Below are 25585 nucleotides of genomic sequence, written 5' to 3' on the forward strand. Positions count from 1 at the left end.
ATGGGGAACCCAGACCCGACCTACCAAGGAGGCCCGAATGTTGCACAGCGTCGTGTTGGCGGCCAGCGACAACATCGAAGCCGCGGGGTTCATCCTGCGCGGCATCAAAGGCATCTTCGTCGCGATCGGCAGCATCATCGCCGCGGTCATCTGCGCGGTGATCGCCGGGATGAAAGGACGAAATCCGTTCGGATGGGGCATCCTCGGGCTGTTCTTTTCCATCCTGACGCTGATCGTGATCATCGTGATCCCGAGCAAGAAGTCGTAGCGCGGTCAGGCTTGAAAGCCCACAAGTACCGCCTGCACACCGACATCCCAGCGGCGGTTGACCGAGTCCGCTGACGTGCCCAGCCAGCGCCCGGCCTCCTGAACGGCCAAACCCTGTGCCAGCGCGAGCAATACGTGGGAGATGTCAACCGGGTCGCCCGCCAGTAGCCCGGCGTCGATGCACCGCTGCACCTTGCCGACGAGGATCTCCCGCACCGTCGGCGCAGCCGCCAGTTGTTCGGGGTCGGGGTCGAGATCCTGGAACGGCCTGCTGAACATCACCCGCGCCAACGGTGGGTAGTCCAGGCAGAATCGGCGAAACACCGGGATGACCGCGCGGAGGTCGCTCAGCTCGTCGGTGGTCTCCGGGATGGCGACGAGCTCACCGCCCAGTCGGCGGAAGCCCTCGAAGAACACTGCCCGCAGCAGTCCGTCCTTGTCGGAGAACAGCTCGTAGACCGCGGGCACCGAGGTACCCGCGCGTTCGGCGACCCGGCGCGTGGTGAAGCCCGACATCCCGTCTTCGCACAGCGTGCTCACCGCCACGTCGACCACGCGGTCGCGCAGCTCGGGCGTGCGCTGCTTGACCCTGGGCACGGACTAGGAGAGGCCGAATTCGGAACGGATGTTGTCGATACCTTCGCGCATGGCGTCGAGGGTGGCCTGGCGGGCGCGCAGCTTGCTCGCCAGGTGCGCACCAGCATTCAACGTGGTGAACTCGTGGGCGGCTTCTTCGGCGCGCGCGAGCACCTGGTCGTTCATCGCGATCTCGTCCACCCAGCCGCCGGCCAGCGCGGTCTCGCCGAGGAAGTTCTTGGCCAGACCAACCGCCTGCTGATAGGCCGACGGGGTGAGCCGCAGCCGCATGATCTCCAGGGCGGGGTAGGGCAGCACCATCCCGATCGCGACCTCGTTGGCCTGAAAGTTGTACGTGGGACCGGCAATTCGGTGGTCGACACTGCACGCGAGGAACGATCCCATCGCGATGGCGTGACCGGTGATCGCCGCGACGACGGGCTTGGGGAACGACAGCAGCCGGTGCGCCAGGTTGAACCCGCCCTGCAGCATCTCAACGGATGCGTCGATGTCACCCGAGCGGAACACCTTCAGGTCGAAGCCACCGCTGAACACGCGGTCGTTGCCGGCGATGACCACCGCGCCGGCGTTCTCGCCCTGGGCGCGATCCAGCGCGTCGTTGATCTCCGTCAGCATGGCCGGACTCAGCACGTTGACCTTGCCGTCGTCCATCGAGATCACGGCGACAGCGTCGTCCTTGCGATAACTGACCGACCCGCTCATGGAGGCTCCTTCGTCGCAGCGTCTACTTTCGTACCGACGTTACGTAACGAAGTTCCGATTGCCAAGAGGCAATCGCGGCCTACCCGTGCCGGGGGAGCCGGACGACCTCGGTGGGATGCTCGAACCGCTCCCGCCGCCACCGGCTCTGGGTCTCCTCGGCAGCACGCTTCATCCGGGCGATCTCCTCGCGCAGGACGTCGACGCGCGTCTCCTTGGTGGCGAAATGGAAGTAGTCGAGCACGTTGCGCAACAGTTCGAGCTTCTCGCGCTCGCGCCGGGCCAGGTCATGACCGGTCATCATCTCGACGCGGTGAACGGGCTGCAGGGTGTCCCAGTCCAGGGCCACCTTGGTGCGATACACCGTGCGCTTGCGTCCGAAGGTCTTCGCCCACCAGCCCTGCGGCTCGGGCTGGTCGTAGTAGGTGACCACCCCGTCGAAGCGTGAGTCGATGGACTCGCCGAACTGACTGCGGTCCAGCGCCGAATCCCACACCGTGCGCCATTCCTGGGCGGGTGCCAGCTCCGGAAGACTTTGGGGCAGAATCAATTCCACGATGTCGGTGAACCCGTCCTCGGTGTGCTCGTACCGGGCGACCGTAGGCGGTTTCGGGAAGGCGAAGCCCACGTCGTAGGCGGCCGTGCTGCCGTAGTTGCGGACGACCAGTTCGATGACATGCCAGTCCGCGGAATGCGGCTCCATGAACATCGCGACGTGCGGCCGCGCCTGCTTGGCGTTAACTCTCTGTTGTCGACGAATCTGCCGATGCGCGTAGATGAGCGCCGCCAGCCCCAGCAGCACTGCTGCCCAGGCGGCTACCGCCAACCACGTGCCGGCCCCGACTCCGGTGACATCTCCCCACAGATCCGCGAGATCTCTCGCGTTTTCCACCCCATGCTTATATCACAGCAAAGTTGCGTACTCAGTATTGACGAGGTCGAAAGTTCTTGTCGCGCTGGCCTTGTCGGCGCAGTGCGGCCATTGGCGTGGCGGCGGCGAATGCCCGTCTCCGACGCGCCGCCAATGTCACCGGCAACACCGGCGAAATCCCGCAGGCCTGCGCGAACTGCTGTGCGGTCAGCCCGTCCGCGGAATTCATGTCGCAGCGGCCGAACGGCGGCGCGCCCTCCGGCAGTCCGCCGCCGTAGCCCTGGCCGTCGGTGTACTGGTGGGCGACCTTGCCGGGGTACGGGGGATTGGAGCCGTAGGACGCGACGACCAGCCGGATACCCTCGGGTTTGATGGGCCACAGGCGGTTCAGGTCACCGACGTTGCCGTAGCCGATCACCCTCGCCATCGAGCCCACGTAGGCGCCCACCTCTTCATATGCGGCGTTGATGCCGGCGGACTGGTCGCCGGAAATCTGTCCGCCCCACGATTCGACGTCGATCATCACCGCCATCTGCGGATGTGGTGCTCGCACTTGGGATTTGAACGTCTCGACGGTCTCGCTCCAATTCGGCCGCCACACGAAGTAGACGATGAAGAAGGTCAGGCGTCCGCTGTCTGCATTGGCCCGACACCAGGTGTAGTTGTTCACCCACCGGCGATCGCGGTAGGTGCCGTCATTGGAGCGGATGCACAACACCGGGTAGGGATAGGTGTCGTTGACACCGACCTGCCACTCCGAGACGTCGGCATAGAGAGTGTCGGCCACGGGAGAAAGTGTTACCCGCCAAGAAGACTGGCGAACCTCAGGCACCCATGAGTGTGCGCCACTGGTCCAGGTTCGAGGCCTTGTAGACGTAGTTGGACCGCTTGACCTCCGAGAGGTTGGCGCTGGGCTCGATGGAGTACCAGTGCCCGGGAAACACCGTCGGGTCGCCGGAGAGTGAGGCCAGTTGCTGAAGGCTGCGGAACATCTCGTCGACGTCGCCGCCGGGGAAGTCGGTGCGCCCGCAGCCGTCCAAGAACAGCGTGTCCCCGGCGACCAGACGCCCGTCGAGCAGGAAGCACTGGCTGCCCGGCGTGTGGCCCGGAGTGTGCAGCAGCTCGATGTCGATGGCTCCGACCGACACGGTGTCGCCGTGTTCGTGAGCGATCAGGCCGCTCATCGGGATGCCGGTGACCCGCGACACCCAGAGGGCTTCGTGGGTGTTGACGTGGACCGGGACCTCGACCCGCTCGAGCAGCTCGGCCAGGCCCGCCAGCGTGAAGCCCATCATCGAGCCGCCGACATGGTCGGGGTGGTGGTGGGTGACCAGCACGCCGGACAGGTGCATGCCGTCGGCCTCGAGCGCGTCGACCAGGTCACCCGCGGCGTAGGCCGGGTCGACGACGACGGCGTCGCCGGTCTCCCGGTCCCCGATGAGGTAGGCGAAGTTGCGCATCTGCTGCGCCATCATGTCGCCCACGGCAAAATCCCGGCCGGAGAGCAGTTGGCGAAAATACAGACGGTCCGTCGAAGCCATGGCTCAACAGTAATAGGTGCCCGACGAGCGGTTTGGCTGAGCCGAGCCGCAGGCTGTACCCTCTTTAAGGCCCACGACGGTTTCGCGGGTCAGGCCCCCTTAGCTCAGTCGGTAGAGCGTTTCCATGGTAAGGAAAAGGTCAACGGTTCGATTCCGTTAGGGGGCTCGGTGGACACTCGGATCTCGTGGCTGACCTCTGGGCGCCGCGGAGCTCCGCAAGTGCCCATCGGGGCGGTGTAGCTCAGCTGGTTAGAGCGCACGACTCATAATCGTGAGGTCGGGAGATCGAGCCTCCCCACCGCTACAGGTAGACGCAAACGAGAACGTGAAAGAAGGCAACGGACGTGGCCTCCAGTACCGACGTACGGCCGAAGATCACTTTGGCCTGCGAGGTGTGCAAGCACCGCAACTACATCACCAAGAAGAACCGTCGTAACGACCCCGACCGTCTCGAGCTGAAGAAGTTCTGCCCGAACTGCGGCAAGCACCAGCCGCACAAAGAGTCGCGCTGATCTCGTCCGGCCGTCGGCACGACGGCCGGTGAACCGTGTCGAGGTTGACTAGATAGGTCCTGCTCCGTGGCTTTGTCCCAAGATCTCGTCGGGCGGCACTTCCGCTACCCCGACTACTACTTGGTCGAGCGTGAAAAAGTCCGCGAGCACGCCAGAGCGGTGAAGAACGAGGATCCGTCGTACTTCTCCGACGAGGCCGCCGCCGAGCTGGGCTACGACGGTCTGCTGGCACCGCTGACCTTCACGTCGATGCTGGGCTACGCCGCTCAGACGGCCTTCTTCGACCATGCCAACATCGGGGTTTCCGACAAGCAGATCGTGCAGGTCGACCAGGTTCTGAAGTTCCTCAAGCCGATCAAGGCCGGCGACAAGCTCTTTTGCGACGTCTACGTGCACGACATCCGGCGGGCGCACGGAACAGACATCATTGTGACGAAGAATGTCGTCAGCAATCAGGACGACGAGGTAGTACAGGAGACCTACACGACGCTCGCCGGGCGGAGTGAGGGAGACGGAGAGAGTGGCTTCAACGATGGCACTGCGTGAGTTCAGCTCGGTCAAGGTGGGTGAGGAGCTGCCCGAAAAGGTCATCACCCTGACCCGCGCCGATCTGGTCAACTACGCCGGCGTGTCCGGCGACCTGAACCCGATCCACTGGGACGACGAAATCGCCAAGCAGGTCGGTCTGGACACCGCGATCGCCCACGGCATGCTCACGATGGGCCTCGGCGGCGGGTACGTGACGAATTGGGTGGGTGACCCGGGCGCGGTCACCGAGTTCAACGTCCGCTTCACCGCGATCGTGCCGGTGCCCAACGACGGCGTCGGCGCCGAGATCGTGTTCACCGGGAAGGTGAAGTCGGCCGACCCCGAAACCAAGACGGTAACGATCGCGCTGATCGCCACCACGGGTGGGAAGAAGATCTTCGGTCGCGCCGTCGCTATTGCGAAGTTGGCGTAACGATGGCACTCAAGACCGATATCCGGGGAATGGTCTGGGAGTACCCCGACACCTTCGTGGTGGGCCGCGAGCAGATCCGCCAATACGCGAAGTCGGTGAAATCGACCGATCCGGGCTCAATGGACGACAAGGCCGCGGCCGAGCTGGGCCACTCCGGGCTGGTGGCGCCGCCGACGTTCATGTCGATCCTGGCGGTGATGATCCAGAACCACTTCTTCCAGCACGTCGACGTCGGTTTGGAGACGCTGCAGATCGTCCAGGTGGACCAGAAGTTCAAGTTCAATCGGCCGATCGTCGAGGGTGATGCCCTGCGCGGCACCATGTACATCGAGTCCGTCGATGAACGGTTCGGGGCCGACATCGTCACCACCCGCAACGTCCTGGTCGACCAGCACGGCGAGGTCGTCATGGAGTCGTTCACGACGTTGATGGGCCACGAAGGCGACAACTCGATCAACGCGGGCTGGGACCCGGAGACCGGGCAGGTGCTGCGCAAGCCGGTCAGTCACGACTAACGACGGATTAACACCTGCTTGGTGTGCCGTTGTACACTCGGACCTCGGGGTTTTCCCAGATAAGCGCGCTGTCCGTCGGTTCGGGTTTGACCGAACGGGGAGCGCGCGAATTGTGTGGGGACTTCCCGAGGTACCGCGACAACGACGAACCTGAGCTTGCGAAGGTGAGGAGTGTCGCAATCAGACAGAGGGGCGTAGCTCAACTGGCAGAGCAGCGGTCTCCAAAACCGCAGGTTGCAGGTTCAAGTCCTGTCGCCCCTGCTCCAACTGAATAAAGCTGGAATGAACATGGTGGACACTGGAGGGTGCACACCGGGCTGGGTACTCCAGCCCACACGTACTCGACACGAAGGAGCATGCGGTGAGCGACGAGCGCGAAAGTGCTGACGCCGCAGGCGACGGCACCGAGGACACCACCGGCGGTCAGACCGTCGTCGTGACCCGACCCGCGCGTCCCACCGGCAAGCGGTCCCGGCGCGCCGGGGCCACTGCGCTGGCCGAGCCGGAGGAAGCCGAATCGACCGCCGAAGAACTCGGCGTCGAGGACAAGCCCGGCAAGAAGGCCAAGGCCAAGAAGAAGAACGCCAAGTCCGGGCCGTCGCGCAACCCCATCCTGTTCGTCTGGAACTACCTCAAGCAGGTCGTCGCCGAGCTGCGCAAGGTGATCTGGCCCAACCGCAAGCAGATGGTCAGCTACACCACTGTGGTTCTGCTGTTCCTGGCCTTCATGGTCGCCCTGATCGGTGGGGTCGACCTCGGCCTGGCCAAGCTTGTGCTGTGGGTGTTCGGCTAACGAACGCTGACGTTTTTAGAGAGGACTGACTACCGTGACTACCCCCGAAGGCGATACGCCCACGGGTGAGGCGCTCGTCGATGTGATCGACGAGGACACTGCCGCACCTGAGCCCGAGGCGGCGCCTGAAGCTGAGGCGACGGAAGCCGCCGGCGAGGTTGCCGAGGAGGAGCTCGATCCGGCCGCCGCGCTCAAGGCCGAGCTGCGCAGCAAGCCGGGCGACTGGTACGTCATCCACTCGTATGCCGGTTACGAGAACAAGGTGAAGGCCAACCTCGAGACCCGCGTGCAGAACCTCGACGTCGGTGACTACATCTTCCAGGTCGAAGTACCCACCGAAGAGGTCACCGAGATCAAGAACGGCCAGCGCAAGCAGGTCAACCGCAAGGTGCTGCCGGGCTACATCCTGGTGCGCATGGACCTGACCGACGACTCGTGGGCCGCGGTGCGCAACACCCCGGGTGTCACGGGCTTCGTCGGCGCGACGTCCCGGCCGACCGCACTGTCGCTGAACGACGTGGTGAAGTTCCTGCTGCCGCAGGGCGCGGCCAAGAAGCCCGGCAAGGCGGCATCAACGGCTGCAGCGGCCTCGTCCGAGGCCACGCTGGAACGCCCGGAGATCCTGGTGGACTTCGAGGTCGGCGAGTCGGTCACCGTCATGGACGGTCCGTTCGCGACGCTGCCGGCCTCGATCAGCGAGGTCAACGCCGAGCAGCAGAAGCTCAAGGTGCTGGTGTCCATCTTCGGCCGCGAGACGCCCGTCGAACTGACCTTCAACCAGGTCGCCAAGATCTAAATCGGATTTGGGCGCGCAAACGTGCGCACAGCGCACACGAGCGCGCCAACTCAGAAAGGAAAGAAACCCAATGGCCCCCAAGAAAAAGGTCGTCGGGCTGATCAAGCTGCAGATCCAGGCCGGGCAGGCCAACCCCGCCCCGCCGGTCGGCCCTGCGCTCGGCCAGCACGGCGTCAACATCATGGAGTTCTGCAAGGCGTACAACGCCGCGACGGAAAACCAGCGCGGCAACGTCATCCCCGTGGAGATCAGCGTCTACGAGGACCGCAGCTTCACCTTCGCGCTGAAGACCCCGCCCGCCGCCAAGCTGCTGCTCAAGGCTGCCGGTGTGCAGAAGGGTTCGGCGGAGCCGCACAAGACCAAGGTCGCCAAGGTGACGTGGGATCAGGTGCGCGAGATCGCCGAGACCAAGAAGGAAGATCTCAACGCCAACGACATCGACCAGGCCGCCAAGATCATCGCCGGCACCGCCCGGTCGATGGGCATCACTGTCGAATAAGAACGAACGCGTGGGAGGGCTGGCATCGGCCCGCGAACCACGAGTCCAACGAAACAGATTGGAATAACCAATGAGCAAGACCAGCAAGGCATATCGCGAAGCCGCCGAGAAGGTGGACCGCACCAAGCTCTACACCCCGCTCGAGGCGGCCAAGCTCGCCAAGGAGACCTCGTCGAAGAAGCAGGACGCGACCGTCGAGGTGGCGATCCGGCTCGGCGTTGACCCGCGCAAGGCCGACCAGATGGTCCGCGGCACGGTCAACCTGCCGAACGGCACGGGTAAGACCGCGCGCGTCGCAGTATTCGCAGTGGGGGAGAAGGCCGAACAGGCCAAGGAAGCCGGTGCGGACATCGTCGGCAGCGACGACCTGATCGAGCAGATCCAGGGCGGCATGCTCGACTTCGACGCCGCGATCGCCACTCCCGACCAGATGGCCAAGGTCGGTCGCATCGCCCGCGTGCTGGGCCCGCGCGGTCTGATGCCGAACCCGAAGACCGGCACCGTCACCCCGGATGTGGCCAAGGCTGTCACCGACATCAAGGGCGGCAAGATCAACTTCCGCGTCGACAAGCAGGCCAACCTGCACTTCGTGATTGGCAAGGCGTCCTTCGACGAGAAGAAGCTCGCCGAGAACTACGGTGCCGCGCTCGACGAGGTGCTGCGCGCCAAGCCGTCGTCGTCGAAGGGCCGCTACCTGAAGAAGATCACCGTGTCGACGACCACGGGCCCGGGCATCCCGGTCGACCCGGCCGTCACCCGGAACTTCACCGAAGAGGCGTAAGCCTTTTCGTCCAGCGGGCCGTCTACTTCGGTAGGCGGCCTCTGGCGTTTCCGGAGTCGAGGAGGACTTGCTCTGCACGTCTTGTTTGTGTGTACGGGGAACATCTGCCGGTCGCCGATCGCAGAGCGGCTCGCGGTGTTGTTCGCCCGGCAGTCGCAGGCGCCGACCTTCACGGCGTCAAGCGCGGGAACGCGGGCGCTCGTCGGCCACCCGATTCATCCGGACTCGGTGCGGGTGATCGAGAGTCTGGGCGGGGACGCATCGAATTTCAGTGCGCGACGCTTGTCTCCGAAAATCGCGTCGGGGGCCGACCTGATCCTGACGATGACACGTGCGCACAGCGACATCGTGCTGGAGACCGCGCCGAGGCAATTGCGCAGGACCTTCACCCTGGCCCAGGCGGCGGCGCTTGTCACCGAGTTCGCGCCTGCCAGTGTGGCCGATCTGGCCTCGCTGCGCCCGCATGTGGCGGCCGACGAACGGTGGGACATCGCGGATCCCATCGGCCAGAGCTCCGAGGTCTTCACCGAAGTGGGCGCACGGATTGCCGATCTACTGCCGCCGATTGTGGAGCTGTGTCGGCGCTCTGAGTAATCCTCAGTAAGCGCCGGCGTGGCTCAGGATGGCCTTCACAGTCTTCACCGCGATCAGCAGGTCGGAGATCATCGACCAGTTTTCGACGTAGAACAGGTCGAGCCGGACGGAGTCTTCCCACGTGAGGTCGGAGCGTCCGCTGACCTGCCACAGACCGGTGATGCCGGGGCGGACCAGGAGGCGCCGCCGTGTGCAATCGTCATAGGTCGCCACTTCGCGGGCCAACGGCGGGCGCGGCCCGACGACGCTCATATCCCGTTTGAGGACATTGATGAACTGCGGCAGCTCGTCGAGGCTGTATTTGCGCAGTAGGCGACCGATCGGCGTGACCCGCGGATCGTCGTGCATCTTGAACAAGACCCCGCCGGGGCTGTCATTGAGCGAAACGAGCCCGCCGAGCATCGTGTCTGCGCCGTCGACCATGGTGCGGAACTTGATCATCTTGAAGGGCTGGCCATCGGCTCCGATGCGTTCCTGCCGGTAGAACACGGGGCCGCGGCTGGTCAGCTTGATCGCCAGGGCGATGAGGGTGAGGACGGGCAGCCCGCAGAGCAGGACCATGCTGGAGAACACCACGTCGAAGAGCCGCTTTTCGAACTGTTTGGCGCCGTGGTAGGTGGGCTTTTCGATGTGGATGAGGGAGAGGCCGGAGACGGGACGCATCTGCAGTCGTGGGCCGGCGACGTCGATCACGCCGGGGGCGACGAACATGTCGATGTTGAGGGCTTCGAGCTCCCAGGAAAGTTCGCGCAGTGCACGGCCGTCGAGGTGGTCCGATGCAGTGACGGCGACGGCAAAGCTGTTGGTTGCAGTCGCGGCCGCGACGATGTTCGACTCGTCACCGTAGGTGGGGATGTTCCCGACTCCCGGGATGTCGAGGTTGGTCCGCATGGCTCGGCCGGGAATGCACGCTCCGACGACCTCGTACTCGCATGCGGAGTCGGTGCTAAGGGATCGGGTCAGATCCCGGACGGCCGAAGGGCTTCCGACCACCAGAATGCGTGTGATGCAGTTGCCGTATCTCTTCCGGGCTTCGAGGACGACGCGGCGGGCAAGCCATCGGAAGAAAACCAGCAGCGCGATGCCGCTGGGTAGAGCGATCAGCAGATAGCCGCGGGCGAGCTCGAGTTTGAAGGCCATCGAGATGATCGCGATGCTGCCGAACGTTGCGGCCGTGCCGACCCACACACGCCGGTACTCCTCGACGCCTGCGCCGATGACCCGCGGAGACCGAGAACGGTTGATCGACAGGACCAGCATCCAGCCGACGACGATCAGGGCGGACACCACGAGATAGTTGGAGAAGTAGACCGCCCAGTAGTTGGTCCTCCCGCGGGGACGGGCGATGGCCAGCGGTCCGCCGAAGCGCACGAACTGCGCAAGGGCCACCGCGGAGACGACGGCGACGAAGTCGACGGCGACCAGGCGCCGGGCGTAAGTCTCCTGCCAGCCAGATGGCCGAGCTTTTGCGCCAGAGTCAATTATTGGCTGCCTGAAGGGCTCACCTATCGCCGTCATACTTCCCCCAAGACCCGCTCTCTGTCCCCCCAAGGGAGCTGTCTTGATCTTAATCGCTGCGGCGCCAGGTTTCATAACAAATATTAATGTTGACAGGAACTGCGGAGGTCAGGGCGTTTTGCCGATACGGAGTTCTCAAGGATGAAGTGTGCCGTTCGATTCGGCGTGTCAACCGCTACAGCACCGAGCCAAATCGAGGCTGATGGACGGCCGCGCCGTTCCCATCTCATCCGACGACGCGTACGAAAACCGTGTGCCGCTACACAGGGGGTCGGCTGCGTTTCCCGGATTGCTACCCAATTCCACATTCGCCAACGGATAGCTGCGCCCGTTAGCGGCCCGGCTGCACCGGTACCGTCAGGCGCCCACGTCCCGAACCCATATGCGCTCGGATAGCGGGAAAAGTAGCCTGCCTGTCAACACCGACGCTGCGTGATCGGCAGCTCCTCGGACAGGCTCGGCAAGTCCAGCCGGTTGCGCGAGGCGACAAACACCGCACGAGTCAAGCCGTTCGAACTTGGCGGTCGCGCGGCAGTCCAGTCGAGCGGGAATTCTTCATGCCACGGCTGGGTGACCGTTACGTACACGTACGGCAACTTCTCTTTCAGCCGATTCATCACCCACACACGCGAAGGCCGGCACCCAATGCCAGTTATCGCCTGACTCGGCGAGGAGGCAATTTCGTTGACTGGAAACGGGCTGTCCTCGGTGGACATGCTGACGCATGTCTCGAGCAGAAGAAGGCCCTCGGTGCGGTCGCACATCCAGGCGATCGCCTCTGCAGGTCGAGATAGGTGGTAGAGCGCGCCATAGCAGTACACCACGTCGTAGCGCGGTGCATCTGTGGGGAGTTCTCCATCGAGGTCCAGGCTCTCGACGGTGACGGCCGACTCCGAAAGGAAACGACGGCGCAACACGTCCAGATTCTGCGCTCTTGGTTCCGTGCTCGTTACCTGACACCCGCGGTCAAGAAAGAAGGTTGTATGGTCGCCGATTCCGGCCGCTACTTCGAGGACGCTCTTGTCGCTGAGGTCGAGGCCCAGTGTGGCGAGGTGCTCCTGTCGACGGGCATTGTGGCGAAGGTAAGCCCAGTCGTGGAAAACCCCGATGGCAGCCGGGCGGATCCGCTCAACGATTTTTCGAGCTGCTGGGCGGAGCGTTTGATTGAATCGCATCAGAGGAGGATAGACGCGGCCGCTCGCGCTCCAAATTCTTGGGGTGAAAGCCAGCCATTGACGAAGCGTTGCCTTCAAGGCCGCGTTGGGACGGAATACCTGATGCGCGTGAGGCATGATTGACCTTTCAGAGGGCCTGGCCCGACAAGTCGCTACAGGGGGTTTGGCCTTGCGCGGAACGATAGGGGAGGTTGCCGAAAGCGTCGGAACCCAGCGCATGGGACGATCAGTTGGCAACCCGACCGAGGGGTCTGTCGTCGATTACCTAGACGTTACCCGGCCCGCCCTCTGTGCTTCGCCACAGAAGCGACATACAGCCGAAATCGTCATTCCGCTGTCGATGCGATTTAGCGACGAGGCTGGGTGGGTCCGCCGCGCCGAACTTCGCGACGTGCATTGTCCGCCCGCTGCAACCTATAGACGGGCGCTAGAAACACGGTCCGTCAGCTGTACATCCGTGATCCAAATTCAAGTGAGGGTTTCGAGGCAATGAAGAAGCTCCGCAATTTTCGTGAATCTGGATTCTTGAAGGACATGGTCAACAGAGCACTCAGATCATTCGATATCGGCATCGCGCGGTACGCGGCATTGGAGAAACTCCGATCGGAGGCGCGCCTAGGGGCGGCCGCGTCACGCGATATCGCCTTCCTTAGCACGATTCACCAGCCGGAGACACTCCTCAAGACACTGCAATATCTTCCCAGTTCGAAAGCGCAGTTACGTCAAGACTTATTTGTGCTGTCCTGTTTGGGGTTCAAAACCGGTGGCTTTTTCGTCGAATTCGGGGCGACGAACGGGCTCGATTTATCCAATACCTATCTGCTAGAGAAAGAATTCAATTGGACCGGGATTTTGGCCGAGCCCGCAAGATGCTGGCACGGGCCCCTAAGGGAAAATAGAAGTGCCAGTATCGAAACCAACTGCGTGTGGAGGGACTCCACCTCTTCGCTACTGTTCAATGAAGTCCGCTCTGCTGAGTACTCGACCGTGAGCACTTATAGCGGTACCGACTCGCATGTGGAGATACGAAGAATTGGCCGAGAATATCAGGTCGAAACAATTTCTTTGATGGACCTACTTGAGAAGCACAACGCGCCTGAGGTTATCGATTACCTGTCAATTGACACTGAAGGGAGTGAATTCGAGATCCTGGAAGCCTTTGATTTCTCAAAATACAAGTTCAGGGTTATAACTTGCGAACATAACTATACGCCAATGCGAGAGAAAATTCTTGAACTGCTCTCGGCGAAGGGCTACTCGAGAGTGTTTCAAGAGATCACGTACTTCGATGATTGGTACATATTAAACGACATGTAACCAGACGCAGAGGGCCTACGCAGTAGCGGTCGGCAGGCCTTGGATGTCGAAAGATTATCGGAAATGCACAATGGAGCCCCGGCGGGTTGCACGGCGAGTGCGAACGCGAAGGTAAGAACATTAAATTTCGAGCACGGGTAAACGGGCGCATAAGGGATTTAGCCTACTCACGGCTACCCATAGTTGTTGCGCAGTTAAAGAGTTATGTCGGCGGGTCAGTCTCGAAATCTTCCGGCGTTGCCCGGATCGCCGGATGGGGTAGTCACGCAGAAAGCCCAACAAGAACCCCTCGGCGAACCGAGGATAGGGGGTTGGGGCACTCATCCTCGACTCAGGGGCATGACCCAGCGATTCGACCCGCACAGTCCAGGTCGGTGGACATCTCGTTCCGCCCGATCAGCCGTGGTGCAACGATATCGACCCTTTCAGCTCCCGCATCCACGACGAATCCCTGAGCAGCAACAGCTTCCACTCACCGGCGCGTGCCCGCGTCGTCGTCAGCGAGGAATCGCGACGACAGCACACGACCGGCGGAAGTCATCGCGCGGCTACCAACACGTGCCCGCTACGCTCCCACCTGTAGCAACGATGAAGACTCTCGTCCGCCGTGGACCAGCTCACGGGGTCCCGGTCATGCGGGGTGACAACTTCTCTAATCAGTGGCCCAACGGACATTGTGCCGAATGATTTTCGCCGGCACTCCTCCGATAAGGCAGTTCGGCTCCGCGAACTCACCCGCAATCACGCTGCCAGCGGCCACCACGCACCCATCAGCAATCTCGGAGCCTTTAAGAACGATGCATCGTGTGCCAATCCAAACGCGGTTGCCGATAATCACTGACGCGCTTCGATTTCGTGGCACGGAATCGATTTCAAGAGTATGAAAATCGTCGTCGAGGATCTGTGTCTGCCACGATATGGCGCACCCAGTGCCCACCGATACCGCTGTCGAGGAGATGAGGAGAGTATCGGGCGAGAAATATGTGTCGTCCCCGATATCTACCTTGGAGTTTGGACCGATGTCCCACCGGGAGCCAGTCCCGACTCTAACGTTAGTGCCAACTGTGAGCTTTCCTCGGACGTGCAAGAAACTGGGCGTCCGATTGTCGGCAAAGCCGAAAAAAGATGTACCAAGCGAGAGATGGCCGCGCGGGACGTAGATATTGCGCACTCCCCGAACGCGAAACCTTCGGCCGACAAGGATCTGCCGACGTCGCAGAAGGGACCACCCAGTTCTTGTCACCGAAATTCGTCGAGGGCCGATGAGTAGGTGCACCCGTAATTTCATGAGGGAAGTCTAAAGCGGCGAAGGCCATCGAACGGTTAGGTTGCAGGACCGAGCGCCCTGGAGGTCAGCCCGCTTTGTGATCCATAGATCTGTGCTGTGTTGCTAATTAACCGTTGCGAGAGCCGGTGGCAGATCGATCCTGGCCTGACCGTTATCGGCTTGTTGCGTATCACTAGATGCGTCGAAGTTGTTTTCGCGCGGCGCTCGTCAAGCGTTCGAGAGATGCGTGAGCTCCTGAAGCCACTCGGTCGACGTATCGGTTATTCGCGATCGCAGCTCCGTTTTTCACGCGCATCAGATGCCAAAGAGTTCTCACGTGCCAGACCGATTGTTTGCTGTGGATGCCACCGGCCATGAAGTCTGCGAGGAATCGTATCCATACAGCTGGGGCGTGCGTCTGGCATACACGGACGAAGAATTCTTGATCGGCCGCTGTGCCGAAGGACTCGTCGAAGCCGCCACTCTCGAGAAAGAGTTTTCGGCTTACATAACTCGCAGGGTGGGGAATGTACTGCCGCCCAAACTCAAACTTCCGACGATCAAAGGGTGCCTGGACCGTGCCGGAAAAAGGCGTTCGGTTCGAATCAGTAAACCGTTGCGCACCGTACCCCCATTGCCAATCGTCGTGTTCTGACCATTGATGTGCAACGAATTCGAGGACGGACGGATCGGTTAAGCCATCGCTGGAGTTAACGAAAACGAGAAGATCACCACGCGCCCTTCTCGCACCCTTGTTCATTGCGTCAAAAATCCCGCGATCTTGCTCGGAAGTATATGAAAAATTAGAGAGCCGCTTTGCGGTAGCTTCGCAGAAGTCAACCGTACCGTCGCTGGACAGTCCATCAACGACGATGTGTTCATAGTTACGATACGTCTGGCTCTCGACACTTTTGACCGTGTAAATGAGGCCGGCGAGATCATTGAGCGTGATTGTGACGACGCTGATGAGCGGAGCTTCTCTCACAATTAGGATCCTTCGTCTCAATCGGTTCGACATTTGGTCGACCGAGGATGTGCAATGCCGTTGCGATCGCGATTGCTAGTTGAGGGACGAGTGTGGCACTGAAAAGAATGTCCCAGATGCACGACAGCAAAAGGAGCACCACTGATGCTCTTAAGGCGACCCATTTGATCGCTGCAGTCGCGGCAATGGTCGCTTGCCCCGCATAAACGAGCGCAAGGACCACGAAGACAACTCCTGCAACACCGTAGATGCCCCAAAATGTCCAGAACGTCGAGTGGAAGCCGAGCTGCCCCTGCTGGAAGGATTCCGCGACGGTGCTGATCTCCTGCCGAGCTTGCGCGCCTAGAGGCATGCCACGAATCGCCAACCAGTAGTCATCGGCGGACGGCACCACGCCGATACCAAGGCCAAGAGGGTTCTGTCGCCATAGGGCGATCGCCGCCCCCCACTCCGGGCGCCCGCCCAGGAGCAGGTTACCGTTCGAATTCTCGAGTTGGTCCCTTGTGCGTTGCTCGAGGTAGCCGCCCAAGATGCCTGCAGTGGCGGCCTGAGAAATTAGCCATGCCACGAGGGTGGTGGTTGCGACCGTAGCGAGCCCTATTGAGGCAACTCTCGAAGCTGATGGTCGTGTCCGCCGACTGGACGAGAAGACAGAGAGGATTGTCGCGATGGCGAGAAACGCTATCCAACCTCGAAAGTCGGATGCAATCGACACGGCGATGAGGAGTGGCGTGATGACGAGTCCGAGCAGTACGCGATTCCGTGCGAGAAGCAGCACCACCAACATCGAAACGGGGAGCGCTAGGCCGTATTTCCAAGGGTTGTTGTTGATGAGGCTAAACGTGAACGGCGCTGCCGCGAGCAGGCCCGCAAAGAAGCACAGCAGGGAACGCTGAAGCCCAAGTTTTGTGATGCACCAGTAGGCACCTATGACGCTCGCGAGTAGGCCGACGGGCATCGCCGCCTCGTAGAGGAAAATTTTGCTGCTGAAGGTTCGGCCGTGGTCTTGTTGCAGTGTTGTTTGGGCGACAAGCCAGCCGGATGGCACGAGTGCAAGGAGCGCAATTAGCAACCAACGACCGCGCGTATTACGCCAAAGCGCTGCGAATGTGACCGGAGCGAGAATCAGGCTGAGAATTCCCCCCACGCTTACGCTGACGGATACCGGGGAGGGGACCGCAATCAACACTGCCAAGATGCCTGGCACCAGCGTGTCGATCGGGGGGAGTCCTAAATGACGCTCGTTAGGGTTTATCAGATCGGGCAAGCGCTGCGAGCTAGGCATGAGCAGGTTCCCGGCGGTGCATGAAAATGACGGCTGCAGCGGCAATCGGAATCGCTTCGCCGAAGGTTATCGCTGCCAATAGGCCCAGCAACGGGGCGGTGGCGCCGAAACTGGCAGACCCTACTGCGCCTACTGCGACCACAATGGCGGCCGCGACCCACACCGCCGCTGCTTGCAGCCACAGGCCCCGCGGGAACGTAAGGACCATTCCGGCCGGCAGCATTGCGCCAATCACCGTAAGCGTGGCGCCGAGAATAGCGCATTGAGTGATATCGACTTCGATTTTTCCTGCGGTAGCAATATGCACGGCGAACGGGCCGAGGACAGTCAGCCCGAGACCTGCGCATAATCCGATCAGCCCGCATGTCAACGTAGCGACTCGGAAATCACGGTGCACAGTGCGTCCGGCTGAGCGGGCGGCAGCGAACCGGGGCCATAGTACAAGCGCCGCGGCTCCGACGATTGACATTAGCGGCTGAAAAAACGTCCACAGAGCTGAGTACACCGCGACCTGTTGCAGTGACGAAGTATGGGACAACACCAAACGCCCGCTCTGATAGACCACGGCGCTACCTGATGTCATCGCGATCATCGGCATTGCTGTCCGGATCACCTCACCCATCACGCCGCGTTGCGGAGCTCGATCATAACGCGGGGGGGCGGACGGCATCGATCTGGCGGCGAAGAGGAATCCGATCCAGTTGGCCAAGAATACGCCAAGGGACGAAACAGCGACGAGGCCTTCGACCTGCGCGCCGAAGCCGATAGCCGACGCGACGACGCCAAGTGAAAGAAGCGGCGTGAGTCCTTGGATGATGATGCCTGGTACGTAGCGGCCGATGCCAAGGAGGATTTTCAATCCCAGCCCGCCCGGTACGGAGAAGCCGAAGACGATCAGCGCCAGGCTGATCGGTGCGTTGAGGCTCGGGTCAGAGAGTCCGAGCATTTTGGGCCAGAGGCCCGAAACGCCGAGCAACATCGAAGCGGCCGCGATGAGGGACGCGACGGAGAACGCGATGAGGAGGCTCCGGCGCAGAATAGAGTGGAAGCGAGCAGGGTCTGTCTGCGCGGCGGATGCTGCGTTCGTAATCGCAGCTCCCAGCCCGAGATCGGCGACGGGGAATAGTAGGGGCAATCCGGCGACGAGCGCATAGACTGCAAACGTTTGCGGCCCGAGCGTGGCGTTTACCAGCCGTGTTGTGAAGATCGCAGCGAGTCCTGCGGCGGGAAGCACAAGGACACGTGCGGACATTCCCGAAAGAAGATCACGAATGACCCCGCGCGGTTGGCCGGTCATCACCATCGGTGAGTGAGCACTCGCATCAGCACCCGATTGAGTGCCGAGGAAATGCGCGAGGACGTGAACCACGACGGTTGCGGCGCCAGCGAATCCGTATCGATTGGTCGCACTTTAGTCACCGCCTCGTGGGACGCCTTCAGCCGTTCGTTGCCCGATGACACCACCGACGTGGGGGTCAGCTGCCACCTGCGGAGCAACCCTATCTCAGAGTGTTCCGTCGCCGATTACTCTGAGCGGCTACTGCGAGATCGTCGTGCTGTTGCCCGTCAGGGTCGGGCACCCTCATGTGCGCGAAGTACCTGATGAAGCTCGGCTAGACGGCGGAGTCTGCGGACTACCGTCGGGCAAAGCGACACCAACATATCTCGTGTGACCATTCGAGGGAGCGGCGACCGAAGCGAGCTCACGCGTTGCTTGTACGTGGGACGGGTTGGATATCGGAAAGCGCCCGAAATCAACATCGATAAGCTGAAGGTCCGCATCTACCGGGGCGTTGGTATCCTGCTGGGACAGCTGCGGCGCCTGTGCGGCTGTATAAGCCTTGATCCGCCGACGCCCAGCCCTGTCCCACCATCCGACAAACCGCTTCGATGATGGATATCATGCGACTGATCTACCTAGTTGTCGGCGCACGGCCGAACTTTATGAAGATCGCACCAGTGGTCCGCGCTATTGAGAAGCGTGGTGACCTCGATTACCAGATAGTGCATACCGGTCAACATTACGACCGCGAGATGAATGACGTCTTTTTCGAAGAGCTGGGAATTCCGGCGCCCGACGTGTTCCTGTCAGCTGGTGGCGGTTCACATTCCCAGCAGACCGGCAAAATTATGGTCGCTTTTGAGGAATACTGCGCAGCGCATCGACCGGACGCCGTGATGGTGGTCGGCGACGTCAATTCGACGTTGGCCTGCTCGATCGTCGCCAAAAAACTGTGCATTCCTGTGGCGCACGTGGAAGCAGGCCTTCGCAGTGGTGACCTCGCCATGCCCGAAGAGATCAACCGTCTGGTGACCGACAGCATCTCCGACTGGTTTTTCGTGACGGAACCCGCGGGTGTCGAAAACCTGAAGAACGAAGGCAAGCCGGCGTCGGCTGTTCACTACGTCGGCCACGTGATGATCGACAACCTTCTGTATCAGGCAGAGAAGCTGGCACACACGGATACTTCACACTTCGACACGGCCGCATTCAAGCGGCAGGCCACAGCGGATAGTGGTCGATACGGGGTGGTCACATTGCACCGGCCGAGCAATGTCGACAATGTAGAGACGATGTCCAGAATCATCGGGGCACTGCGGGAAATTGCGTCCGAGTTGCCACTGATTTTTCCCGCGCATCCGCGAACGCGTCAAAACTTGGAACGGTTCGGTATTGACGTGGGGCCGGGCATCACTGTGGTTGCCCCACTTGCTTATATGCCGTTCCTAGATCTTTGGAAGGATGCTGCGGTAGTTCTGACCGACAGCGGCGGCCTGCAGGAGGAGACGACTGCACTCGGCGTCCCGTGTATCACGATTCGGGAGAACACCGAGCGCCCCGTGACGGTCACCGAAGGCACAAATACACTTGTTGGAACGGACCCGGTTCGCATCGTCGCCGAGGCGCGTAAGGTGCTGCTTGGCGACGGCAAGCAGGGGGGGCGGCCGATGTTTTGGGACGGCAAAGCAGCAGAGCGCATCGTGGAGATTCTGGCGATGGAACTGGCATGACCGATCGCGTCGACATGATGGGATGCCAGATCGACAACTTGTCGATGGAAGAAACCCTCCAAAAAATTGAGAGCTTCATCAACAGTGGAACTCATCAGCAGCACGTAGTTGTTAACGTCGACAAGCTGGTCAAGGCCAGTCGAGATGCAGACCTGCGGCGAATCATCAACGACTGCGCGTTGGTCAATGCCGATGGTATGCCGGTGGTGTGGGCGTCCCGACTGCTGGGGAAGGGCCTGAAAGAACGCGTCGCCGGCGTCGATCTGTTCGAGGCATTGATGGAACGGTCCGCCGAGAAGGCTTGGCGCGTCTATCTTCTCGGGGCGAAAGAAGACGTTGTATCTGAGGTGAAGCGCCGTTATGAGCGCCGATATCCTGCCCTCAGAATCGCTGGCTACCGCAACGGTTACTGGAAGCCTGAGGAAGAAGCAGGCGTAGTCGAGCAGATTAAGGCAGCGCGAGCCGACTTATTGTTCGTGGCGATTAGCTCGCCTAAGAAGGAGCAGTTTCTCGGCCGCTACCAAGCCGAAATGAAGGTGCCTTTCGCGATGGGGGTGGGCGGTACCTTCGACGTTGCCGTCGGCAAGGTGAAACGCGCCCCGCTCTGGATGCAGAAGTGGGGGCTGGAATGGTTCTATCGCTTTTTGCAGGAGCCGCGACGGATGTTCAAACGCTACTTCATCGACGACATGGCCTTCGTGTGGCTGTTCGTCAAGGAAGTTGCGCGCCGTTGATCTTCGCGGTTGGTCCTTGAAGGAGACCGATGCCCTCAACTGTTGCCGTCATCGGCCTCGGCTATGTCGGACTGCCCTTAGTGGTCGAGTTTGGAAAGCGCACGCGCACAATCGGTTTCGACATCGACCCCGCGAAGGTGAAATCGTGTAAGCAAGGCCTAGACCCCTCCCGGGAGATTCCTGACGAGGAAATGGCCGCTGCCGTCCACGCAGAGTATTCGAGTGATCCCAGCATCGTGGCCGAGGCCGACGTGATCGTCGTTGCAGTGCCTACGCCCGTCGACGATGCGCACCGACCGAACTTGGGCCCGCTTGTTGAGGCCAGTAGAGCGGTCGGCGCCCACCTGACGGCAGGCACCATTGTCGTGTACGAGTCGACGGTGTATCCCGGAGCTACCGAAGAAGTGTGCATCCCAGCGCTGGAACAGGCGTCGGGGATGACGTGGAAGCGGGATTTCTTCGTTGGCTATTCACCAGAGCGCATCAATCCTGGGGATCGTGAACACATGCTGACCAACGTGATCAAGGTGGTCTCGGGTGATACGCCCGAGACTCTTGAGAAGGTGGCGGAGTTGTATGAACGCATCGTTGAGCCGGGTGTACATCGGTGCTCGAGCATCAAGGCCGCGGAGGCATGCAAGGTAATCGAAAACACGCAGCGTGACTTGAACATCGCGTTGATGAACGAATTGGCGATCATCTTCGACAAAGTTGGTATCGATACCACCGAGGTGCTCCGTGCCGCAGGCACGAAATGGAATTTCCTGAGGTTCAGCCCCGGCCTCGTCGGAGGCCACTGCATCGGAGTCGACCCGTATTACCTCACGCATAAGGCGGAGATGCTGGGCTACTTACCTCAGGTAATTCAGGCGGGTCGACGTATCAACGATGGCATGGGTAAGTATGTCGCCGAACAAACGGTAAAAAACATGATCGCAAGCGGCAGTTACGTCAAAGGCGCACGCGCGATCGTTCTGGGTCTGACGTTCAAGGAGAATTGTGCCGATATCCGAAATAGCAAAGTAGCAGACGTAATTGCAGAGCTGACAAGCTACGGAATAGAGGTGTTCGCCTACGACCCTTGGGCCGATCCCGAGGAGGCATTACACGAATATGGGGTGCGCCTGTTCGAGTGGGACGAGCTGCCGCGGGCCGACGCTATTGTGGCAGCTGTCTCACACCGCGAGATCGTTTCGCTGCCGCTCGATGATATTCAGAAAAAGCTAACCAGAGGGGGATGCTTTATCGACGTGAAGGCATCGTTCGATGTGAATGCATTGTCGGCGTTGGGCATTCGAGTGTGGCGGCTTTGACCTTCACTGATCAGAAGCTGGCCACCTGATCTGTCGCTGACGGTGCAGGCGCCGTCGGCTCCCGCCGGACGTCGTATGGACTGAGGTGTATTGCGAAAGGTTCCGGACGGCAGGACGCACGTGAGGGCGGCCGCCTTTCCCACTTCTTTCAACGATTACCGATTACCGGATACCGAGCCCGATGCGATGAGCATCGCACCAGAAAGCGCAACGGCAAGCTCCTAAGGGCCCGGCTTGTGTAGATACACAACTCGGGATCGGAATGTCCTATACAGCCAGATAATCGGCAGACCGACACGACCAAGGTTTCGCATCAATGGGCGCTCATGGCCGCGCAGGAATTCCTCTTCGACGAACCGGTATTCGAAGCCGATCCGGTTCCAGACCACCCGGTAGCAAGAGGTCGGCACATACCGGGTCGCCTCGACAGCGAAGTATGCGTCCTCGTCGGCAATCTCGTCGCTGGAGCATTCGCGCTGCTTCTGGCCTTCGTTGCAGACGCCTGCTGAGGCCCACAGCTTGTACCACCACCGGTGTTGCATGACACCACCAAACGGAATGGCGATGTGCCCCTCGATTGGCATATATCGCGCCGGGATGAAGTGCAGTCCGTGACCGCCCGGTTTGGTGATTCGGTACAACTCCGAAAATGCGGTGACTTGGTCGAGGACATGCTCGAAGACTTGGTCGGAGATGACCAAATCGAACGAGTTGTCCTCGTACGGCAGTCGCAGATCCATAGACGTACCCAGGGTGACGTGGTCACGTCGCTCGCTCAACTGGGTCGACTCAACCATGTCGTAGCCTTCAACGTTTAAGTAGCCTTGTTCGCGCATAGTCCTAATGGTCTCGCCGCTTCCACAACCAAAATCCAGGACCCGCGCCGACGTCGGAAGGTCCACACCCAGCGTCTTGAGGACCACTAACGTTCGTCTGTGCTTCCAGTGCGCCAACTGCGAGTCGCATCCGGAGCGCCCCTGTATGTCTAGGGACTGTGATGTGGCTTGGGTCCCATCGAGTCGGCCATTATCACTTTCGGTCACGAGTCCCCCTTTGAATGTGACAGCCTCGGCATTACTTGCCGAACTCTTCAGCGCCGACTTTCCCACAGAGTGAGTCGCACCGAAACCCGGATTCGCGTAAGTCCCTAAAGTAACCCGAAGGAACCCTTCGGGTTAGTAGAGGCGTGTGTCGGCTAGCCACGAGGATGACCCATCGCCATGGTGGGTCAACTCGAAGCGACGGAAGTCCGCAGGGAGCGTCAATTTGTTAGGCACCCGCGGAGGCTATGGCCGTGCGGATCTCCGCGGCGAGAGCGACGGACTGCGGCACGCTGATGTGGGCCGAGTCCCTATAGCGTACGAAGGCAGGTGCCACCGTCGAACATGTTCCTGCTGGACAGAGCGGCTCAGCCGGATCCCAGATGGCAGCCCCGACGTCACGTGCAACTTCCGCTAACACACGACGTGCAGCCAACCCGGGCCTGATCGCGTTGTCGAGTGTTGTCGATGCGGCGCACTGACCTCTAATGATCACCAGGAAGCCACAGCGGCTTGGGTCCCAGCTGATGTGCGGAATTGTCTGAACCAACAGCACTCGGTGCCCAGCGTTGTGCAGGGCGCGAACGGTGCGGGCAAGGCCCGTACGCAACGCTTCGATCTTTCGCGTCGAATCGGCCGACAGCGTATCGATCGCATTGCCGGCCTTGATGTCGTTGGAAGACCAGTACCCGTCGTTATTAGCGATTAATACAGTGCCAGCCTCGGCCCCTTTCAGATAACCAAGAGTCCCTTCAAAGTATCGGCGGCAGACTGCTCCGTCTGATGGGGGAGGGGTGTCGATATAGATATCGGCGAAAGGGCACGCAACCGCCGCAGCGATAATCACGGGCCGGCCGAGGTCTCTGCCCGCTGCAATGATGCCCTCGCTGAACTGGGTAGAGTTCGAGTCGCCGACCAGGTAGATCGGCGTGCCAGCCGCATCCGGGATCCATGTGCAGCGGCTCTTGATCGCTGCGTCGAGCGGTTTGCGCTTGTCGCAACCCGCGACGGTTGCGGTATGGAGCGGGATGGTCGCCGCCTGAAGATGACGCACAGACTGCGACCACCACCCGTGGGAAGCACTGAACCAGAGGGCGCTTCCCAGAAATACCGGAATGACCAGCACCACACCTATTAACCCAGTCCACTGACGTCGGTTGAGCCCATTAATTTTTCGGATGGGCTCTTCTAGATACCGGTAGGACAGAACGGCAGGAATGAACGACAGGACGGCTGCCCCGAACAACGCAGGGGCATTCTGGTTCCACAGGAGGGCAGCGACGACGATGAATGGCCAATGCCATAAGTAAATGGAGTAGGACCAGTCACCAACCTTGACCATCGGGCGAGTGGACAGCAACCGATACGTCGGACCTGTGGCGCGCGTTCCGGCGAGAATGAGCAGCAGTGTGCCGGCAACCGGAAGCAGCGTCCAGGTTCCTGGGAATGGTGTTCGTTCATCGATGACGAGGACGGAGCCGATGACGAAGGCGAGGCCGACGACGCCTAGCGCGTGACAGACGCGAGTCGACGCAGGGATCCAAACTGTGAGCATTAGCGCCAACAGGGCCCCGGCGGCGAACTCCCATACCCGGGTCACCGGACTGTAGAAGCCGAGGATGCGTTGAAAGCCAGGGACGCTTACGCCGTACGAACTAGTAACGGCCAAGGTGAAGGAGAACGCACCAAAGCCCGCCACGATGAGCAACGGGTTTAGTGCTTCGAGACGCCGTCGCGATCGCGCCAGCATCCAGCCCAGAACCAGCAGCGCGGGAAATATCAGGTAGAACTGCTCTTCGACGGACAGCGACCAAGTATGTAGCAGCGGGTTGGTATCGGCTTTGGGACCGAAATAGTTGCCCACCGTGGTGGCGATCACGAGGTTCGCCACGAGCATCATGGCGCCGATAGCGGTCTGGCCAGCTGTCTGTTGAGGACCCAACGGAGATACGAACAGGGCCGACAGCGCCATGGTCACCGAGATCATCAGTGCCAATGCCGGTGTTAGTCGCTTAAAGCGGCGCAAATAGAACCGGCCGAATTTGATGCGGCCGGAGTGTTGCCTCTGCCGGTGCAGCATCGCAGTTATCACGAATCCCGATATAACGAAGAAGATGTCAACACCGACAAAGCCGCCGCGCAATGGAAGCCCTGCGTGAAATGCGACCACGACGAGGACGGCGATCGAGCGCATCCCCTGAATATCAGGACGCCTGTTGCTGTGCGCTTCGCGTTGCCGGTCGCCGAGCAAAGATCCCCCTGAGTTATCGTTGCGGCGATTCTGCGCGGGGCCACGATGTCGCCTCAACGCGGGACCTTAGCATTGGGGCGGAGGGGGTTCATGAATAGTACGCAGCCGGGTCTGGGACGGCACACTCTCACTGTGGTCGAGTACCTCTCGGTATCTTTTGACGGTCGGCGTATGACAGGAGAGTCGCGCGCTGACGATTGCCCACTTTATGGTGACGGTCGTCTGCCTGACAGGAGCGAACCGCGAGAAGCATCTCTTGGAT

At 61.0% G+C, this 25585-nt stretch carries 27 protein-coding genes and 3 tRNA genes; 17 read left to right on the top strand and 13 right to left on the bottom strand.

Annotation, left to right across the window (positions count from 1 at the left end):
* Positions 1 to 37 precede the first annotated feature (37 nt).
* Positions 38 to 268: a hypothetical protein gene (locus AB431_RS05085; RefSeq protein WP_047329019.1), complete on the top strand. Its 231-nt coding sequence runs from the start codon at positions 38 to 40 to the stop codon at positions 266 to 268.
* A gap of 5 nt (positions 269 to 273) precedes the next feature.
* Here the strand turns inward: AB431_RS05085 and AB431_RS05090 are convergent, their stop codons facing one another.
* The 5 genes from AB431_RS05090 to AB431_RS05110 all read right to left on the bottom strand — a co-directional run bounded on the left by AB431_RS05090 (position 274) and on the right by AB431_RS05110 (position 3975).
* Positions 274 to 864, bottom strand: a complete 591-nt coding sequence (locus AB431_RS05090) for a TetR/AcrR family transcriptional regulator (RefSeq protein WP_047329020.1) — start codon at positions 862 to 864, stop codon at positions 274 to 276.
* A gap of 3 nt (positions 865 to 867) precedes the next feature.
* Positions 868 to 1566 (bottom strand): crotonase/enoyl-CoA hydratase family protein, encoded by a 699-nt coding sequence (locus tag AB431_RS05095; protein ID WP_047329021.1) that lies wholly within the window; start codon positions 1564 to 1566, stop codon positions 868 to 870.
* 79 nt (positions 1567 to 1645) lie between these two features.
* The gene (locus AB431_RS05100) at positions 1646 to 2455 is read right to left on the bottom strand and encodes a hypothetical protein (protein WP_047329022.1); all 810 of its coding nucleotides are present in this window, start codon (positions 2453 to 2455) and stop codon (positions 1646 to 1648) included.
* 31 nt (positions 2456 to 2486) lie between these two features.
* On the bottom strand, positions 2487 to 3221 hold the full coding sequence (locus tag AB431_RS05105; RefSeq protein WP_047329023.1) for a hypothetical protein: 735 nt from the start codon (positions 3219 to 3221) through the stop codon (positions 2487 to 2489).
* A 37-nt stretch (positions 3222 to 3258) separates the two neighbouring features.
* On the bottom strand, positions 3259 to 3975 hold the full coding sequence (locus AB431_RS05110) for an MBL fold metallo-hydrolase (RefSeq protein WP_047329024.1): 717 nt from the start codon (positions 3973 to 3975) through the stop codon (positions 3259 to 3261).
* A 93-nt stretch (positions 3976 to 4068) separates the two neighbouring features.
* Between AB431_RS05110 and AB431_RS05115 the strand changes: the two genes are divergently transcribed.
* The 12 genes from AB431_RS05115 to AB431_RS05170 all read left to right on the top strand — a co-directional run bounded on the left by AB431_RS05115 (position 4069) and on the right by AB431_RS05170 (position 9426).
* Positions 4069 to 4141, top strand: a tRNA-Thr gene (locus AB431_RS05115).
* A 64-nt stretch (positions 4142 to 4205) separates the two neighbouring features.
* Positions 4206 to 4279 (top strand) — tRNA-Met (locus AB431_RS05120).
* A 40-nt stretch (positions 4280 to 4319) separates the two neighbouring features.
* Positions 4320 to 4487, top strand: coding sequence for a 50S ribosomal protein L33 (gene rpmG, locus AB431_RS05125; RefSeq protein WP_003887980.1), 168 nt, complete (start codon positions 4320 to 4322; stop codon positions 4485 to 4487).
* Between the two features lie 66 nt (positions 4488 to 4553).
* On the top strand, positions 4554 to 5033 hold the full coding sequence (gene hadA / locus AB431_RS05130) for a (3R)-hydroxyacyl-ACP dehydratase subunit HadA (RefSeq protein ID WP_047329025.1): 480 nt from the start codon (positions 4554 to 4556) through the stop codon (positions 5031 to 5033).
* The gene (gene hadB, locus AB431_RS05135) at positions 5020 to 5448 is read left to right on the top strand and encodes a (3R)-hydroxyacyl-ACP dehydratase subunit HadB (protein ID WP_047329026.1); all 429 of its coding nucleotides are present in this window, start codon (positions 5020 to 5022) and stop codon (positions 5446 to 5448) included. Before hadA ends, hadB begins: the two co-directional genes overlap by 14 nt.
* Before the next feature lie 2 nt (positions 5449 to 5450).
* Positions 5451 to 5963, top strand: coding sequence for a (3R)-hydroxyacyl-ACP dehydratase subunit HadC (hadC, locus tag AB431_RS05140; RefSeq protein ID WP_047329027.1), 513 nt, complete (start codon positions 5451 to 5453; stop codon positions 5961 to 5963).
* A gap of 188 nt (positions 5964 to 6151) precedes the next feature.
* Positions 6152 to 6224: transfer RNA gene (locus tag AB431_RS05145), tRNA-Trp, on the top strand.
* A 100-nt stretch (positions 6225 to 6324) separates the two neighbouring features.
* Positions 6325 to 6756, top strand: coding sequence for a preprotein translocase subunit SecE (gene secE / locus AB431_RS05150; RefSeq protein ID WP_047329028.1), 432 nt, complete (start codon positions 6325 to 6327; stop codon positions 6754 to 6756).
* 82 nt (positions 6757 to 6838) lie between these two features.
* Entirely contained in the window at positions 6839 to 7552 is a 714-nt protein-coding gene (gene nusG, locus AB431_RS05155; RefSeq protein WP_369803050.1) for a transcription termination/antitermination protein NusG, read from the top strand.
* Between the two features lie 70 nt (positions 7553 to 7622).
* The gene (gene rplK / locus AB431_RS05160) at positions 7623 to 8051 is read left to right on the top strand and encodes a 50S ribosomal protein L11 (protein ID WP_047329030.1); all 429 of its coding nucleotides are present in this window, start codon (positions 7623 to 7625) and stop codon (positions 8049 to 8051) included.
* A gap of 70 nt (positions 8052 to 8121) precedes the next feature.
* On the top strand, positions 8122 to 8832 hold the full coding sequence (gene rplA / locus AB431_RS05165) for a 50S ribosomal protein L1 (protein WP_047329031.1): 711 nt from the start codon (positions 8122 to 8124) through the stop codon (positions 8830 to 8832).
* Between the two features lie 87 nt (positions 8833 to 8919).
* The gene (locus AB431_RS05170) at positions 8920 to 9426 is read left to right on the top strand and encodes a low molecular weight phosphatase family protein (protein WP_369803051.1); all 507 of its coding nucleotides are present in this window, start codon (positions 8920 to 8922) and stop codon (positions 9424 to 9426) included.
* 3 nt (positions 9427 to 9429) lie between these two features.
* Here the strand turns inward: AB431_RS05170 and AB431_RS05175 are convergent, their stop codons facing one another.
* Both AB431_RS05175 and AB431_RS05180 read right to left on the bottom strand, forming a co-directional pair.
* A complete protein-coding gene (locus AB431_RS05175) occupies positions 9430 to 10944 on the bottom strand; it encodes a sugar transferase (protein WP_082135551.1) in 1515 nt (504 codons plus the stop codon).
* A gap of 416 nt (positions 10945 to 11360) precedes the next feature.
* Positions 11361 to 12119 (bottom strand): bifunctional 2-polyprenyl-6-hydroxyphenol methylase/3-demethylubiquinol 3-O-methyltransferase UbiG, encoded by a 759-nt coding sequence (locus AB431_RS05180; RefSeq protein ID WP_047329033.1) that lies wholly within the window; start codon positions 12117 to 12119, stop codon positions 11361 to 11363.
* Between the two features lie 489 nt (positions 12120 to 12608).
* Between AB431_RS05180 and AB431_RS05185 the strand changes: the two genes are divergently transcribed.
* Positions 12609 to 13436: an FkbM family methyltransferase gene (locus AB431_RS05185; RefSeq protein ID WP_200902698.1), complete on the top strand. Its 828-nt coding sequence runs from the start codon at positions 12609 to 12611 to the stop codon at positions 13434 to 13436.
* 652 nt (positions 13437 to 14088) lie between these two features.
* Here the strand turns inward: AB431_RS05185 and AB431_RS31140 are convergent.
* The 4 genes from AB431_RS31140 to AB431_RS05195 form a co-directional block, all read right to left on the bottom strand.
* Positions 14089 to 14724 carry an acyltransferase gene (locus tag AB431_RS31140; protein ID WP_082135552.1) on the bottom strand — a complete coding sequence of 212 codons (636 nt, stop codon included), beginning with the start codon at positions 14722 to 14724 and terminating at the stop codon, positions 14089 to 14091.
* A gap of 172 nt (positions 14725 to 14896) precedes the next feature.
* The gene (locus tag AB431_RS29835; RefSeq protein ID WP_158423510.1) at positions 14897 to 15688 is read right to left on the bottom strand and encodes a glycosyltransferase family 2 protein; all 792 of its coding nucleotides are present in this window, start codon (positions 15686 to 15688) and stop codon (positions 14897 to 14899) included.
* Complete coding sequence (locus AB431_RS05190) at positions 15642 to 16973, bottom strand: hypothetical protein (protein WP_144418197.1); 1332 nt, start codon at positions 16971 to 16973, stop codon at positions 15642 to 15644. The genes AB431_RS29835 and AB431_RS05190 overlap by 47 nt, the downstream gene beginning before the upstream one ends.
* A complete protein-coding gene (locus tag AB431_RS05195) occupies positions 16966 to 18342 on the bottom strand; it encodes a lipopolysaccharide biosynthesis protein (RefSeq protein WP_047329035.1) in 1377 nt (458 codons plus the stop codon). The genes AB431_RS05190 and AB431_RS05195 overlap by 8 nt, the downstream gene beginning before the upstream one ends.
* Before the next feature lie 533 nt (positions 18343 to 18875).
* Between AB431_RS05195 and wecB the strand changes: the two genes are divergently transcribed.
* The 3 genes from wecB to AB431_RS05210 are packed head-to-tail and all read left to right on the top strand — an operon-like array spanning position 18876 to position 22032.
* Complete coding sequence (gene wecB, locus AB431_RS05200; RefSeq protein WP_047333104.1) at positions 18876 to 19985, top strand: non-hydrolyzing UDP-N-acetylglucosamine 2-epimerase; 1110 nt, start codon at positions 18876 to 18878, stop codon at positions 19983 to 19985.
* Positions 19982 to 20719, top strand: a complete 738-nt coding sequence (locus tag AB431_RS05205) for a WecB/TagA/CpsF family glycosyltransferase (RefSeq protein WP_047329036.1) — start codon at positions 19982 to 19984, stop codon at positions 20717 to 20719. Before wecB ends, AB431_RS05205 begins: the two co-directional genes overlap by 4 nt.
* Positions 20720 to 20748: 29 nt before the next feature.
* On the top strand, positions 20749 to 22032 hold the full coding sequence (locus tag AB431_RS05210) for a nucleotide sugar dehydrogenase (RefSeq protein ID WP_047329037.1): 1284 nt from the start codon (positions 20749 to 20751) through the stop codon (positions 22030 to 22032).
* 221 nt (positions 22033 to 22253) lie between these two features.
* Here AB431_RS05210 and AB431_RS29840 read toward each other — a convergent pair whose 3' ends face one another.
* A complete protein-coding gene (locus AB431_RS29840) occupies positions 22254 to 23141 on the bottom strand; it encodes a class I SAM-dependent methyltransferase (protein WP_082135554.1) in 888 nt (295 codons plus the stop codon).
* Positions 23142 to 23301: 160 nt separating this feature from the next.
* Complete coding sequence (locus AB431_RS05220; protein ID WP_144418199.1) at positions 23302 to 25266, bottom strand: acyltransferase family protein; 1965 nt, start codon at positions 25264 to 25266, stop codon at positions 23302 to 23304.
* Positions 25267 to 25585 lie beyond the last annotated feature (319 nt).

It is taken from the genome of Mycobacterium sp. EPa45, assembly GCF_001021385.1.
Taxonomy (GTDB): domain Bacteria; phylum Actinomycetota; class Actinomycetes; order Mycobacteriales; family Mycobacteriaceae; genus Mycobacterium.